General features: G+C 73.4%; 10 protein-coding genes. 1 reads left to right on the top strand and 9 read right to left on the bottom strand.

All coding sequences use genetic code 11. The annotated features are described in order from the left end of the window. Nucleotides 1–67: 67 nt before the first annotated feature. Nucleotides 68–6,940, bottom strand: a complete 6,873-nt coding sequence (locus JNK12_17225; protein ID MBL8777687.1) for an SDR family NAD(P)-dependent oxidoreductase — start codon at nt 6,938–6,940, stop codon at nt 68–70. A 264-nt stretch (nt 6,941–7,204) separates the two neighbouring features. Between JNK12_17225 and JNK12_17220 the strand changes: the two genes are divergently transcribed. After that, nucleotides 7,205–8,242, top strand: a complete 1,038-nt coding sequence (locus tag JNK12_17220; GenBank protein MBL8777686.1) for a sulfotransferase — start codon at nt 7,205–7,207, stop codon at nt 8,240–8,242. Between the two features lie 29 nt (nt 8,243–8,271). Here JNK12_17220 and JNK12_17215 read toward each other — a convergent pair whose 3' ends face one another. The 8 genes from JNK12_17215 to JNK12_17180 all read right to left on the bottom strand — a co-directional run bounded on the left by JNK12_17215 (nt 8,272) and on the right by JNK12_17180 (nt 13,933). Continuing rightward, complete coding sequence (locus tag JNK12_17215) at nt 8,272–9,045, bottom strand: cupredoxin domain-containing protein (protein MBL8777685.1); 774 nt, start codon at nt 9,043–9,045, stop codon at nt 8,272–8,274. A 61-nt stretch (nt 9,046–9,106) separates the two neighbouring features. Beyond that, nucleotides 9,107–11,134 carry a replicative DNA helicase gene (dnaB, locus tag JNK12_17210; GenBank protein ID MBL8777684.1) on the bottom strand — a complete coding sequence of 676 codons (2,028 nt, stop codon included), beginning with the start codon at nt 11,132–11,134 and terminating at the stop codon, nt 9,107–9,109. Between the two features lie 135 nt (nt 11,135–11,269). Continuing rightward, nucleotides 11,270–11,716 (bottom strand): 50S ribosomal protein L9, encoded by a 447-nt coding sequence (gene rplI / locus JNK12_17205; protein MBL8777683.1) that lies wholly within the window; start codon nt 11,714–11,716, stop codon nt 11,270–11,272. Next, nucleotides 11,713–12,198, bottom strand: a complete 486-nt coding sequence (locus JNK12_17200) for a 30S ribosomal protein S18 (protein ID MBL8777682.1) — start codon at nt 12,196–12,198, stop codon at nt 11,713–11,715. The genes rplI and JNK12_17200 overlap by 4 nt, the downstream gene beginning before the upstream one ends. Before the next feature lie 2 nt (nt 12,199–12,200). Next, nucleotides 12,201–12,668: a single-stranded DNA-binding protein gene (ssb, locus tag JNK12_17195; GenBank protein MBL8777681.1), complete on the bottom strand. Its 468-nt coding sequence runs from the start codon at nt 12,666–12,668 to the stop codon at nt 12,201–12,203. 13 nt (nt 12,669–12,681) lie between these two features. Further along, the gene (gene rpsF / locus JNK12_17190) at nt 12,682–13,068 is read right to left on the bottom strand and encodes a 30S ribosomal protein S6 (GenBank protein MBL8777680.1); all 387 of its coding nucleotides are present in this window, start codon (nt 13,066–13,068) and stop codon (nt 12,682–12,684) included. A 206-nt stretch (nt 13,069–13,274) separates the two neighbouring features. Further along, on the bottom strand, nt 13,275–13,661 hold the full coding sequence (locus tag JNK12_17185; protein MBL8777679.1) for a hypothetical protein: 387 nt from the start codon (nt 13,659–13,661) through the stop codon (nt 13,275–13,277). Beyond that, nucleotides 13,661–13,933: a hypothetical protein gene (locus JNK12_17180; GenBank protein MBL8777678.1), complete on the bottom strand. Its 273-nt coding sequence runs from the start codon at nt 13,931–13,933 to the stop codon at nt 13,661–13,663. The genes JNK12_17185 and JNK12_17180 overlap by 1 nt, the downstream gene beginning before the upstream one ends. Nucleotides 13,934–14,052: the final 119 nt, after the last annotated feature.

Genomic DNA, 14,052 nt, shown 5'->3' with positions numbered 1-14,052 from the left:
AACTGGCTCCCGATTCGACCGCCATGGCGATCGAATCGGGAGCCAGAACCGACGGAGTCGGGGGTGCTCAGCCATCCAGGTCGTCGGGGCGGGCCCGCATCAGCACGACCTGCGCGTCGGCGCGACCCGAGCGCAGCTCGTGCAGCAGGCAGGCCACGCCGTCGTCGGGATCGATGAGGCCGATGCCGCGGCGGCCGTACTCGCGCTCGAGCTCGGCCGAGACCATGCCGGTGCCCGCCCAGGGGCCCCAGTCGACGCTCACCACCCGGCCGGTGAGGTGCTCGGCGGCACGACGAGCGAGCGTGTCGAGGGCGTCGTTGGCCGCCGCGTAGTCCACCTGACCCCGGTTCCCGAACACGCCGGCGATGCTGCCGAAGAGCACGAGGAAGCCGACGTCGGGCCGGACCACCCGGGCGAGGGTGCGGGCACCGTCGACCTTGGTGCCGAACACCCGCTCGAAGGACTCGGCGGTCTTGTCGCGCAGGAAGCGGTCCTCGAGGATGCCGGCGCCGTGCACCACGCCGTCGAGGCGGCCGCAGCGCTCGTAGGTGCCGGCCACGATGGCCTCGAGGGCGGCGGCGTCGCGGACGTCGGCCTGGTGGTAGGTGGCCTCGGCGCCGAGGTCGGCGATCGTGCGCAGGGTGGCGCGCACCTCGCGCTCGGCCAGGATGCGACCGCAGGCGGCCTCGATGGCGGCCGGGTCCTTCAGGCCCTCGCCGATGAGGGCCTTGCGCAGCTCGACGGCATCGGCGGCGCCGGCGGTGGCGGGGTCCTCGTCGCCCTCGGGCAGGGCGGAGCGTCCGACCAGCACCAGGTGGCCGCAGCCTTCGCGGGCCAGTGCCACCGCGACCCGGGCGGTGATGCCGCGGGCGCCACCGGTGAGCAGCACCACCGAGTCGGCACCGACGATCGGCGGGGCGGCGGCGACCGCGTCCTCGTCGAGCTCGGCCGGCAGCACCCGCAGGGTCTGGCGGGTGCCGTTGGTGCGGCCCACGTCGACGAGGCCGTCGCCGGCGCAGAGCTCGGCGAGGAGGTGCTCGGCGAGGTGGCTGGGGTCGTCCTTGGGGTCGAGGTCGATGGCCAGGACCCGGCAGTCGGGGAACTCACGGGCCACCGTGCGGGCGAGGCCGTGGGCGCCGCTGCTGGCCGGGAGCAGGTCGCCGGCGCTGCGGGCGGGGCCGCGGCCGAAGCCGCCGCCGAGCCCGGTGGCCACCACGAGGTGGCGTAGGCCGCCCAGAACGGGCCCCTTGAGCTGGGCGAACAGGGTGGCGAGGGGCAACTCGGTGCCGTGGGCCAGGAAGGCCAGGTGGACGAGCCCGTCGAGCACCTCGGCGGCGCCACCGGACAGGGCCGCGGCGTCGTCGGCCGCGAGGAGGCGGACGGTGGCGCCCCGCTCCTCGAGGAGGGCGGACAGGTGCAGGGCCACGCCCTGGCCGTCGTCGACGACGGCGAAGGTCTGGCCGGCGAACGCACCGCTGCCGGGGCCGGGCGGGTCGTCGGCGGGCCCGACCTCGGCCAGCTCGACGACGTAGCGCAGGGTGGCGGCGGGCACCACGACGCCCGGCTCCCCGGCGTCGCTGCCCGCAGCGTCGGCGACGGCCGCCGCGGCGTCGTCGCCCGCGCCCTCGCGATCGCCCAGGGCGCCGATCCAGTCGACGATGCCCCGCAGTGTCTTCAGCTGGGCCAGCTCCTCGACCACGGACTCGTCGATCGAGCCCTCGTCGGCGCCGGGCAGGCCCACCCGGTCGGCCAGCTCGCCCACGATCTCGATGCGCTTGATGGAGTCGATGCTGAGGTCGGCCTCGAGGTCGAGGTCGGGGTCGAGCATGTCGAGGGGGTAACCGGTGCGCTCGCTGACGATGGCGAGGACGGCGGCCATCACCTCGTCGGGGGTGAGCACCGCTCGCGGGCCGGATGGGGAACCGGGGCCCGCATCGGTGGCGGAGGCCTCGATCGCCGCGGGAGCGGCGGTGGTGAGCGGTGCCAGCGGGACGGTGCCGAGGGGAGCGGCGGCCTCGACCGTGCCGCCGAGGTAGCGCAGCATGACCTCGCGCTCGGCGGCCATCAGCTCGCGGGCGCCCCGCAGGTACTCGAGCACGGCGGCGTCGCGCTCTCCTGCCGCGCCGCCCGCACCGAACCCGCCGGCGGCGAGCACCACCTCGGGAGCCGTGTCGACGGGCTGGAGGCTGCCGGCGACGGGCCGACCGTCCGCGCCCCGCACGAGGTGGCCGTTGATGGTCCAGCCCGCCGGCTTGGCCGCGGCCGTGAGCCGCTCGGCGTGGGCGTCGCGGCCATCGAAGAGCGGAGCCACGTCGACGTCGACACCGTTGGCGGCGAGTTGCGCGAGGGCGACCAGGAAGCGGCGCAGGCCGTCCTCACCGGAGGCGTCGCAGGCGACGGCGAGGTGGGGGCGGTCGCCGAGGATCTTGCCCACCAGCTGGGTGAGCACCCGCCCCGGGCCCGACTCGACGAAGACCCGGGCGCCGGCCGCGTACATCGACTCGATCTCGTCCACCCAGCGGACGGGCTCGGCCACCTGGTTCGACAGCAACGAGCGCACGTCGTCGACGCCAGCCGGGTACGGCTCGGCCGTGGTGTTCGACCAGACCGGGAAGGCGGGGGCGGCGACGGTGGCCTCGGCCACGGCCTCGCCCAGGGCGATGCGGGCGTCGGCCACGACGGGGCAGTGGAAGGCACAGGCCACCGGGAGGCGCTTCGACTTGAGGCCCGCCTCGGCGAGAGCGGCGACCGCCACGTCGACCGACGCGGTCGGCCCGGAGATGACGGCCTGGCCGGGGGCGTTGTCGTTGGCGAGCACCACCGGGTGCTCGGCGGGGAGGGAGGCGAGCACGGCGCGGACGTCGTCGCCCTTGCCCGCGACCGCGGCCATGGCGCCGGGGTCGTCGCCGGCGGCGCCGAGGATGGCGCGGGCGCGGGTCTCGCTGAGGGGGACGAGGTCGTCCTCGGCCAGGGCGCCGGCGGCGGCGAGGGCGACGAGCTCGCCGTAGCTGTGGCCGCCGGCGAGGTCGGGACGCACGCCCAGGGTGGTGAGCAGGTCGTACATGGCGAGGCCGGCGATGCCGAGGGTGGGCTGCGCGACCCGGGTGTCGGTGATGGCCTCCTTCTGGGCCTTCACCTCGTCCTTGGAGTGGGCTGCGGGCGGGAACATCACGTCCGTGTAGGGCGCACGGAGGTGGCGCTGGAGGCGGGGGAAAGCCACGAACAGCTCGCGCAGCATCCCGGGGCGTTGGCTGCCCTGACCGGGGAACAGGAAGGCGAGCTTCCCGGTGCTGGTCTCGTCGCCGGCCGGTTCCTGGAGCGAGGCGTCGGGGACGACCACGCCGGCCTTGTCGGCGGTGAACGTTCGGGCCACCTCGAGCTTGGCGAGGAGATCGTCGACGTCGTCGGCCACCACCGCCACCTGGACGGGGTCGCCGGCATGTGCTGCGGCGGCGGCGCGCTCGGCGGCGAAGGCGGCGAGGTCGCGCAGGTGGAGGGGCAGGCCCGGGCGGCGCTCGGCCGGGACCTTGGCCGCCACGGCGTCGATGGCCACCAGCGCAGCCCCCTGATCGGCGCCGCGGAACACGAACAGCTCGGACGGCCAGCGGTCGAGGCCGTGGGCCGGCGTCGGGGCTCCGTCGTAGGACGACACCACTGCGTGGAAGTTCGTGCCGCCGAAGCCGAAGGCGCTGACGCCGGCGACCCGCTGGGCGTCGGTCCACGGGCGGGCGGCGTCGTCGAAGCGGAACGGGCTGGTGGCGGCGTCGTAGAAGTCGGTGGGCCGCTCGATGTTGAGGGTGGGCGGGCGTACGCGCCGGTAGACCGCCTCGGTGGCCTTGATGAGCCCGGCCACGCCGGCCGCGCACTTGGTGTGGCCGATCTGGCTCTTCACCGAGCCGAGGCTGGTGGCGCCCGCAGGGGCGTCGGCCTCGCCGAAGAACTCGGTCAGGGTGGCCAGCTCGGTGCGGTCACCGACCACCGTGCCGGTGCCGTGGGCCTCGATGAGCCCGACGTCGGCGGGCGAGACGCCGGCCTGGTCGTAGGCCCGGTCGAGGGCGAGGCGCTGGCCCTCCTTGCGAGGTGCGGTGAGGCCGAGGTGGCGGCCGTCGCTCGACGCGGCCATGCCCCGGAGCACGCCGTAGATGCGGTCGCCGTCGCGCTCGGCGTCGGCCAGGCGCTTGAGGACGAGGCAGCCGACGCCCTCGCCGAGGGTGATGCCGTCGGCGTCGGCGTCGAAGGTGCGGCACTGACCCGAGGGCGACAGGGCGTGGACGCTCGAGAACAACAAGTAGTCGTTGACGCCGTTGTGCAGGTCGGCGCCGCCGGCCAGGACCATGTCGCTCGTGCCCGCCACCAGCTCCTTGCAGGCCACGTCGATGGCGGCGAGGGCGGAGGCGCAGGCGGCATCGACGGTGTAGTTCGAGCCGCCGAGGTCGAGGCGGTTGGCGATGCGACCCGAGATGACGTTGGTGAGCAGGCCCGGGAAGGAGTCCTCGGTGTAGGCGGGGAGGTAGTCGTCGAGGGCCTCGGGGAGGTCGCCGACGTAGGTCTGGAACAGGGCGCGGAAGCCGTAGGCGGTGGCGAGGTCGGTGCCCCCCTCGGCGCCGAACACCACCGACGTGCGGGCGCGGTCGAACTCGCGGGTGGCGTAGCCGGCGTCGGCGAGGGCGCGGGCCGCCATCTCGAGGCTGAGCAGCTGGCCGGGCTCGATGGAGGCGAGCGACGTGGGCGGGATGCCGTAGGCGAGGGCGTCGAAGGGCACCTCGGGGAGGAAGCCGCCCCAACGCGACGGGGTCTTGCGGCCGGCGTCGTTGAGGAAGGCGTCGGGGTCGTAGTACCGGTCGGCGTCCCAGCGGGCGGCGGGCACCTCGGTGATGGCGTTCACGCCGCCGACCACGTTGGACCAGTAGTGGGCGGTGTCGGCGGCGCCGGCGAAGGCCGCGGCCATGCCGATGATGGCGATGTCGAGCGAGAGGTCGGCGCCGGCCTCACCCTCACCCGAGGCGGCGGCCCGCTCGGCGCCGAGGTCGGCCAGATACTTCGTGCTGCCGGCGCTGACCTCGTCGTGGAGGGCGGCGACGGTGGTGACCTCGTGGCGCAGGGTGGCGGCCTGGCCGATCATGAACATGCCCTCGCGGCGCTGGCCCTCCTCGTCGACCTCGACGATCTGGCCGCCCTCGCGCGCCACGCCCTTGGTGGCGATGCGGAGACGACCGAGGTTGAGCTGCTCGAGCTCGGCCCAGGCGTCCTGCACGGAGACGCCCTCGCCCAGCAGGCGACGCTTCTCGGCCTCGAAGGCCCGGACGTAGTCGCTCTCGACGCAGCGAGTGGCGTGGCCGGGCGAGGTCTCGAGCAGGACCGTGCGCTCGCAGTCGACCGCGGCCTGCTGGAAGCCCGGGAGGATGGCGCCACCGGCCACGGCCTCCTCGGTGAAGAGGTAGCTGGTGCCCATGAGCACGCCGACGCCGGCGCCGGCCTCGGCGAGCGGCGCGGCGAGGGCGCCGACCATCGCCGCCGACCGCGCGTCGTGGACCCCGCCGGCGAACAGGACGGACACCTCGTCCGTGTGGCCGAAGGCGAGCAGGTGCTCGATCTGGGCGTCCCAGAGGGCGAAGCTCGACCGGGGGCCGACGTGGCCGCCGCACTCGCGGCCCTCGAAGATGAACTTGCGCGCCCCCTCCCTGAGGAAGAGGTCGAGCAGGCCCGGAGACGGCACGTGCAGGAAGGTGCTGATCCCTGCGGCCTCGAGGGGCGCGGCCTGCGACGGGCGGCCGCCGGCGATGAGGGCGACCGGCGGGCGCACGTCGTGGACGACCTCGAGCTGCGCCTCACGCACCTCCGGAGGCACGAAGCCGAGGATGCCGACGCCCCAGGGGCGGTCGCCCAACAGGGGGGCGGTCTCCTCGAGCAGGGCCCGGACCTCGTCGCCTGACATGAGGGCCAGGGCGAGAAAGGGCAACCCGCCCCCGTCGGCCACCGCGGCGGCGAAGGCGGCGCGGTCGCTGACCCGGGTCATGGGGCCCTGGGCGATCGGGTAGCGGGTGCCGAGGGTCGTGGCGAGGGTGCTGTGCTCGGCGAGGGAGGGGGCCGCGGTGGCGGCGTCGAGGTGCTCGTCGATGGCGAGACGGAGGCCCTGGGCCACGCCGCCGGCGGTGCCGAAGCGCTCGGCCAGGCCCTTCGCGAAGGCGCCGTCCTGGCCCACGGGCAGGTACTGGGCCCTCAGGTCGTCAGCGCCGAGAGCGGCCACGACGTCGGCGGCCGGCGAGTCCGGGTCGGCCGACGCCACGGGCAGGTCGGGCCGGGTGAAGACCCGGTGCTCGCCGAGCACGACGGTCTCGCTGCCGTCCATGGCCCCGACCGCCTGACGGACGGCGGCGGGCAGGGTGGACTCACGGACGAGGGCGAGCTGCGCGTCGAGGACGACGCCGGCCGCCCCGCCGGCGATGGCCGCGGCGGCGGTGTGGCGACCGATGCCACCCTGGCACCACACGGGGCGGTCGGTGCGGGCCACGAGGGTCTGGAGCAGCACGTAGGCGGTGAGGTCGCCGATGCGGCCCCCGCTCTCGGCGCCCTTGGCGATGAGCCCGTCGGCGCCGGCGGCGAGGGCGGCGTCGGCCTCCTCGGGCGAACGGACCTCGACCAGCACGCGCCGGCCGGGCGTCGCCCACACGGCCACCGCGTCGGCGTCGGCCAGGACGACGGTGTCGACCTGATCGGGCAGCGTGGCGGTCTCGTGGTCGGCGGCCTCGGGGACCCGGACCCCGAAGGACTCGTCGGTCCAGCGGGTGACCTCGTTCAGCGCCTTGCCGGCGACGACCGGGTCGCGGCCGAGGTCGAGCACGCCCAACGCGCCAGCGCGGACGAGACCGACCACGAGCGCGGGGTCGGGTCGCTCGAAAGGCGACACACCGACGATCAGATCCCGCTCGTACCTGTCCACCCGGGACCCCCTGCGTCTTCTGCCACCACAGCCACGACGACCGGTCAAGGGTAGCGCTCCTGAACGGTGTTCACTAAGCCCGCCAGACCGCTCAGGGGCCCCATCCGCAGTGCTTCCTGCGGCTCGCCGAGCGACCCCTCCGGCCAGGTGGACAAGTGTGTCACGCGGGTGGCGCGGCGAGCAGGTCCGCAGGAGGTCTTCACCCCGGCATCACCTCGGGACCAGTCGGACGCGACAGGGAGTTCACCTGCTAGGCATCGGCCCGTGATCACCGCAGATGCACCCCTGTTCGTGGTGGGCAGTGGTCGATCGGGCACCTCGCTCCTGCGGGTCATGCTCAACGCCCACCCGAACATCCACCTGACCCACGAGGCCTCCTTCTACCTGGACCCCCGCGGCAACGGGCTCGCGGACGACGGGCGGGCGTGGTTCGACCGCTACGCCCGGACGTTCTCGTTCGCCTTCCTCGGGGTGCCCCGGTCGGCGGTGACCGACCAGCTCGACACCCTCGCGGCGCCGGCGCGGCGCGACGCGGTCGCCGCGGTGATGCGGGCCGCCGCCGCCCAACGGGGGAAGACCCGCTTCGGGGACAAGACCCCCGCCCACGCCCAGCAGCTCGCCACCATCGCCGCCGAGCACCCCGGCGCCCGCTTCGTGCACGTGGTGCGCGACCCCCGCGGCGTCGTGGCCTCGCTGGCGGCCATGCCCTGGGCCACGAGCAGCCACGGGCTCAACGCCTTCTTCGCCGCCCAGCAGGTCAAGGCCATCGACCGCTTCGCGACGACGGGGGGCGCGGTGTGCACCGTCCGTCTGGAGGACCTCGTGGCCCGACCGGAGGACGAGCTCCGTCGTGTCCTCGACTTCGTGGGCGAGGACTGGGACACCGCCGTGCTCGACCACACCGCCCACGGCGGCGGCTCGGACCTCCCCCCGCTCCCGTGGTTCGCCGAGGCCGCCCGGCCGGTGACGGCACCCACCGGCCCCTCGGAGACATGGCCGCTGTCGCCGGCGTGGATCCGCAGAATCGAGCGCACGGCGTCGTGGACCCTGCGCCACCACGGCTACGAACGCGACACGACGATCGGCGAGCCCGGCGCCGCCGAGCGTCTGGCCACCCACGCTGCTGACGCCCGCGAGGTGGCGGCGTCGGCCGCCCGGGGAGCGCGGGCGGCCACCCTCACCCTGCGCCGCGAGCCCCCACCCCCGGACGAAGCGCTCGCCGCGGTCTGCGCGGTGAACCCGGCGGCGTGGGACCACTACCCCGGCTTCTCCCTGCCGCCCGTCCCCGTGGTGGCGCCCTAGCTGTCCCGCCGTTGGTGGCTGTCGAGCCGTCAGCCTGGGACGGTGAGGGTGCCGGTCATGTCGGTCTGGCCGGGGACGTCGGAGCGGAACTCGTACTCGCCCGCCGGCGCGGTGAAGGCGACCCGGCGGCTGGTGTCGGCGGGGAGCTCGACCGACACGTCGAGCACGTCGATCGTGAAGGTGTGGCGGCGCAGGTCGGCGTTGGTCACGTACACCGCGATGTCACCGGCTTCGCGAGCGGTGAGCGTGTCCGGCGCCCACTCGTCGGCCTCGGCCACCAAGGCCAGATCCCCCTCCTGGGGGACGTCGTCCGCCACCGAGAAGGTGGCGGAAAGGCCGACCCCGAGGGCCACCAGCACCAGCGCGCTGGCTACGACGCCGACGCGGCCGGTGGCACGGACCGGCCAGCGCCGCAGGAAGCCGGCGAGGCCGACGGCGCCCACACACCCCGCCACGACACCGATGGCGGCGGGGAAGAAGGTGACGAAGGTGTCGGGGTGGGCGAGGTCGTCGACGAGGAGGCGCAGGTTGACCACCACGAACAGGACCGAGGCCGCTCCGAGGGTGACGGGCCCCACCCCACCCGGACGGACCAGCAGCACCAGCCCGGCGAGGAAGAGCGGCACGAACAACGCCACCGGCAGGTAGATCCGGCCGGCCACCACCAGCAGGGCACCGGCCACGACCACGTCGGCAAGCCCCACCCAGAACAGGAGCTGCCGCCACGCCTCGTGCTCGACGTCGGGGTCGACACCACCGTCACCGGTGTGGCCGTCGGGGACCTCGGGCGAGGCGGCGGCCATGCCGAGACCCACTAGGCGCCCCGCGCCACGTTCTCGCAACGACGGGTGTGGTGGCCCACGCTCAAGCGCCCCTGGCCATGTTCTCGAAGCGCGTGTGGTGCCCGAGGAAGGCGAGGCGGACCTTGTCGGTGGGGCCGTTGCGGTGCTTGGCCACGATGATCTCGGCGGTGCCGCGGTCGGGGGAGTCCTCGTTGTAGATGTCGTCGCGGTAGATGAACATCACCACGTCGGAGTCCTGCTCGATGGAGTTGTGGGCCACGATGCCGTTGGCCACGAAGTTGTGGGTGCCGACCACGGTGGCGTCGTAGACGGGCTTGGGACCGAGGGGGACGATCTCGGAGACGGTGTCCCAGAGGACGTCGGCCTCGATGAGGTCGTGGAGCCAGGGGTCGTCGACCTTCTCGGTGACCTGGCGCAGGGCCCGGCGGGCCACGCCGGCCCGGGCAGCGGAGGCGCCGGCCTCGGCCAGGAGGGCGCCGGCGTCGAGGCCCCGCTCGGCGGCGGCCTTGTCGAGGTAGGTGGCCACCTCGGCGGGAACGGTCTTGGAGGTGGGGTCGTCGGGGCCGGTGGGGCGCACGGCGAGGCGGTCGCCGACGGCGAGATCGCCGAGGGGCACCCAGCCGTCCACGGTGAGGAAGGGGTGGTTGGCGCTCGCGGTGACGACGCGGCCCGAGGCGAGGCGCAGCTCGAACGTGTCCTTGATGCCGCTGGAGAAGACGTGGGTCATCACGCCGGGGACGAAGCGCAGGTGCTCGTCGAGGGTCCACACGGGGATGTCGCGCTCGCCGGCGGAGAGCAGCTGGCCGAGGGTGGTGCGGCGAGTGCCGCCGGTGTCGCGGTCGATGGCCGCGATCTGGGTGTCGGCGGTGAGGCAGCCCGACTCGCGCAGGTCCGCCAGCATCGGGCGCTTGTCAGCGCGCATCTCGAGGCTTCGGGAGAGCTGGGACAGGGCGATGACCGGGCACTCGAGCTCGCGGGCGAGGATCTTGAGGCCACGGGAGATCTCGGACACCTCGACCTGGCGGCTCTCGGCGCTGGAACGGCCGGTCATGAGCTGGAGGTAGTCGACCACCACGAGGCCGAGGTCACCGACCCGGCTCTTGAGCCGGCGGGCCTTGGCCCGGATCTCCATGACCGTGAGCTGGGGGTTGTCGTCGATCCACAGCTGTGCCTCGGCGAGGCGGCCGATGGCGCTGTTGATCTTGGTCCAGTCCGACTCGTTGAGGCGGCCGTTTCGCATGCGGGTGGAATCCACCCGGGCCTCGGAGCAGATGATGCGCTGGGTGAGCTCGAGGTGGCTCATCTCGAGCGAGAAGAACATGACCGGTCGCTCGGCGGTGAGGGCCACGTGACTGGCGATGCCCAGGGCGAACGCGGTCTTGCCCGCGCTGGGGCGGGCGCCGACGACGATGAGAGCGCTGGGCTGGAGGCCCGAGAGCAGGGCGTCGAGGTCGACGTAGCCGGTGGGCACGCCGGTGAGGGCGTCGCCGCGCTCGTAGAGCTGCTCGAGACGGTCGAGGGTGCCGCCGAGCAGGTCGCGGATGGGCGCGGTGGAGTCGGTGACCCGGCGCTGGGCCACCTGGAAGACCATGGACTCGGCCAGGTCGACGGCTTTGGTGACGTCGTCGGGCAGCTCGTAGCCCAGCTCGGCGATGTCGCCCGCCACCCGGATGAGGCGGCGCAGCAGCGAGTGCTCCTCGACGATCTTGGCGTAGCGGGCGGCGTTGGAGGTGGCGGGGGTGCCGGCCTGGAGGCTGACGAGGGTGGCGGGGCCACCGACCCCCTCGAGCAGACCGGCCCGGTTGAGCTCCTCGGCCACGGTGATGGGGTCGACGGGCTCGCCGGCGCTGAACAGCGAGGCGACCGCTTCGAAGATGTGGCCGTGGGCAGGCTTGTAGAAGTCGTCGGTGTCGACCAGTTCGACCGCGGTGGCGATGGCGTCCTTGGACAGCAACATGGCGCCGAGGAGGGACTCCTCGGCGGCCAGGTTGTGGGGCGGGACGCGCATCGCCTGGTGGGGACCGGAGCTCGCGCCGGGGCGCTCGGTGAGGGTGGCCCGCGGCGGGGCGTCGTCGGTCGACTGCGACATCGCTCTACCTTCCCCCATCCGCCCTGTGGGGTGGTAGATGCGGTGCCTGGGGCTTTCCTGTGGACGCGACGGGTCCACCCTGTGGAGAACCCGGCTCGGTTGTGGCGTGGGGCGACCGGGACCGGTCGCCGGGGATCACGCGGCGACGACCTCGATGGTCAGCGGGAACGACACGTCGCTGTGCAGCTTGGCGAACACCTGGTGCGTGCCCACGTCCTTGATGTGCTCATCGAGCACGAGCTGCTTGCGATCGAGCTCGACGCCGCTCTGCTGGCGCACGGCGTCGACGATGTCGGCGGCCGCCACCGACCCGAAGAGCTTGCCCTCGGGACCCGCCTTGGCGGTGATGGTGATGGTCGTGGCGACCAGCGTCTTGGCCACTTCCTCGGCGGCCTCGCGGTCGACGGCGTCGCGCACGTCCCGGGCGCGGCGCATGGCCTTGGCCTGGGTCTCGGCACCCTTGGTGGCCAGCATGGCCATGCCCTTGGGGACGAGGTAGTTGCGCCCGTAGCCGTCGGCCACGTCGACGATGTCGCCACGGTGGCCGACGCCGGCGATGTCGGCTTTCAAGATGAGCTTCACTCGTCGCCCTCCTCGATGGCCTCCGCCGGCGCCTCGGTGGCCTCGGCCACCGCGACGCCGCCGCCGTCGAGCTCGACATCGAGCTCGAGGTCGGCCTCGACATCGGACGAGCCGCCCACGGGAGGCGGCGGCGTGTCGCCGGTCGGGCGCGGGGGCGGCCCGTCGGGACGGGGCAGCCCGCGATCGCGCTCGCGGTCGCCTCGGCCACCACCGCGCTGGGTGGTGACGCGGTTGGTGTAGGGCAGGAGCGCCATCTCGCGGGCGTTCTTGATGGCGCGGGCCACCTCACGCTGCTGCTGGGCGTCGTTGCCGGTGACGCGGCGGGCACGGATCTTGGCCCGGTCGGACATGAACCGGCGCAGCAGGTTCACGTCCTTGTAGTCGACGTAGACCACCTTCTCCTGGGACAGGAGGGAGATCTTCTTCTTGCTGCGGCGCGCGTTGTCCTTGTTCTTGCCGCGCACCTCTCGTTTCTTGGCCATGTCTAGAAGGGCTCCTCGTCGTCGTAACCGGCGGGCGGCTCGTTGGGGACGGGACGGCTCCCGCCGCCACCGCCGCCGCCGAAGCCGCCGCCGTCGCCGCCGTCGCGGCGCTCGTTCTTGGTGATCTGGGCGGTGGCCCAGCGCAGGCTGGGGGCGACCTCGTCGGCCACGATCTCCACCTTGGACCGCTTGTCGCCCTGCTCGGTCTCCCAGGAGCGCTGGTCGAGGCGGCCGTCGACCACCACGCGGGTGCCCTTCTGGACGGACTCGGCCACGTTCTCGGCGAGCTGGCCCCAGCAGGTGATGTCGAAGAAGCTCACGGCCTCTTCCCACTCCTGGGTCTGGCGGTTCTGCCAGCGGCGGTTCACGGCCACGCCGAAGCTGGCCACGGCCTGGCCCGACGGGGTGAAGCGCAGCTCGGGGTCGCGGGTGGCGTTGCCCACGATGTTCACGGTGTTTCCGGGTGCCATGTCGGTTCGCTCCTTATCCGGCGTCGGCCGGGGCAGGTTCGGCCTCGGGCGCCGCCTCGGCGGCGTCCTCGGCCGGCGCGTCGCCGAGCAGGCCACGACGCGTGGCCTCGCGCTCGGGCAGGCGCAGGATCTTGTGGCGGACGACTTCGTCCGCGAGCCGCAGTTGGCGGTCGAGGACATCGAGGTTGGGCGCCTCGGTGACGATCTCGAGGACGACGTAGATGCCCTCGCTCTTGTGGTTGATCTCGTAGGCGAAGCGGCGCAGGCCCCACACGTCGGTGGTGGCCACGGTGCCCTCGCCCGCCTCGATGGTCTGGCCGATCTTCTTGACCTGGGCCGACACCGACGACTCGTCGAGGTCGGACTCGAAGATGACCATCAATTCATACGCTCGTGTCACGAGCAGCAAACCTCCCTCTGGTCCCGGCCGCAATGGCACGGGGCCCCGGACGGTCCGGGGCAGGGTTCGATTGGGTGCCCATCCGTCTCCGGACGGCGCACGACAAGCCTGGGCATGCTAGCGGCGGCGGCGGCGGGAACCCTCATCGCCGTCATCATGCACGGAGGGTCTGACAAGTATCCGGAGCGGGGCCGGGGCCCGACCCGCTAGAGCACGTCGATGCGGACGTCGCCGTCGGCTGCGGCGGCGACACGGCGGAGGTCTCCGGGATCCGAGGTCAGGACGCGGTCGCCGCGGCGCGCCGCGCCTTCCACGACGGCCACGTCTACGACGTCGTCGTGGCCCGACCTGGCGACCAACACGCCGACCGCACGCGCCCGGCGCTCGTCCATGGGCTCGATGCGACAACCCTGGAGGAACCGGGCGAGGTTCGCCTGGCGAGGTCCGCCCCCGCGCCACGCCTGAGCGACCACGGGAGCCGGCACCACGGGCATGTGGCCCGCCTCGATCAACGACCGATGGCGGTACCAGAGCGTCCGGTCGTCGCGCTCCGCCGCGAGCAGGGCGCCGGTGTCGTAGGTGACACCGGGCATCAGGCGCTCCGGCGGGTGATCGGGCCCGGTGGCTCGTCCCGCAGCATCTGTTGCGCCCAGGCCCGCCCTTCGGCGAGCTCCTCCTCGGTGAACGCCCCATGCTCCGCCTCCCACTCGGCCACGCCGGCGAGGCCCCACTCGATGCGGAAGTGGCGCTCGATGAGATCGGCCAGCCAGGCGCTCACGCTCATGCCCGCGGCCACGGCAGCCGCCTCGACGGCGGCGTCGACATCTTCGGGCAGGGAGATGGATCGCCGGGCGACGGGACTCACAGACCCATCGTACTCACGAGGTACGAAGAAACAAGTCTCAGTATATTTCCATATACTCTCTCCCAGACTGGCCGCGACCCCGTTCCGAGCACCTCGGCCCCCATCAGTAGGTTCTCGCA

This window comes from Acidimicrobiales bacterium, from assembly GCA_016794585.1.
GTDB lineage: Bacteria > Actinomycetota > Acidimicrobiia > Acidimicrobiales > DATDAH01 > JAEUJM01.
This window is presented reverse-complemented; position numbering and strand designations above follow the sequence as displayed.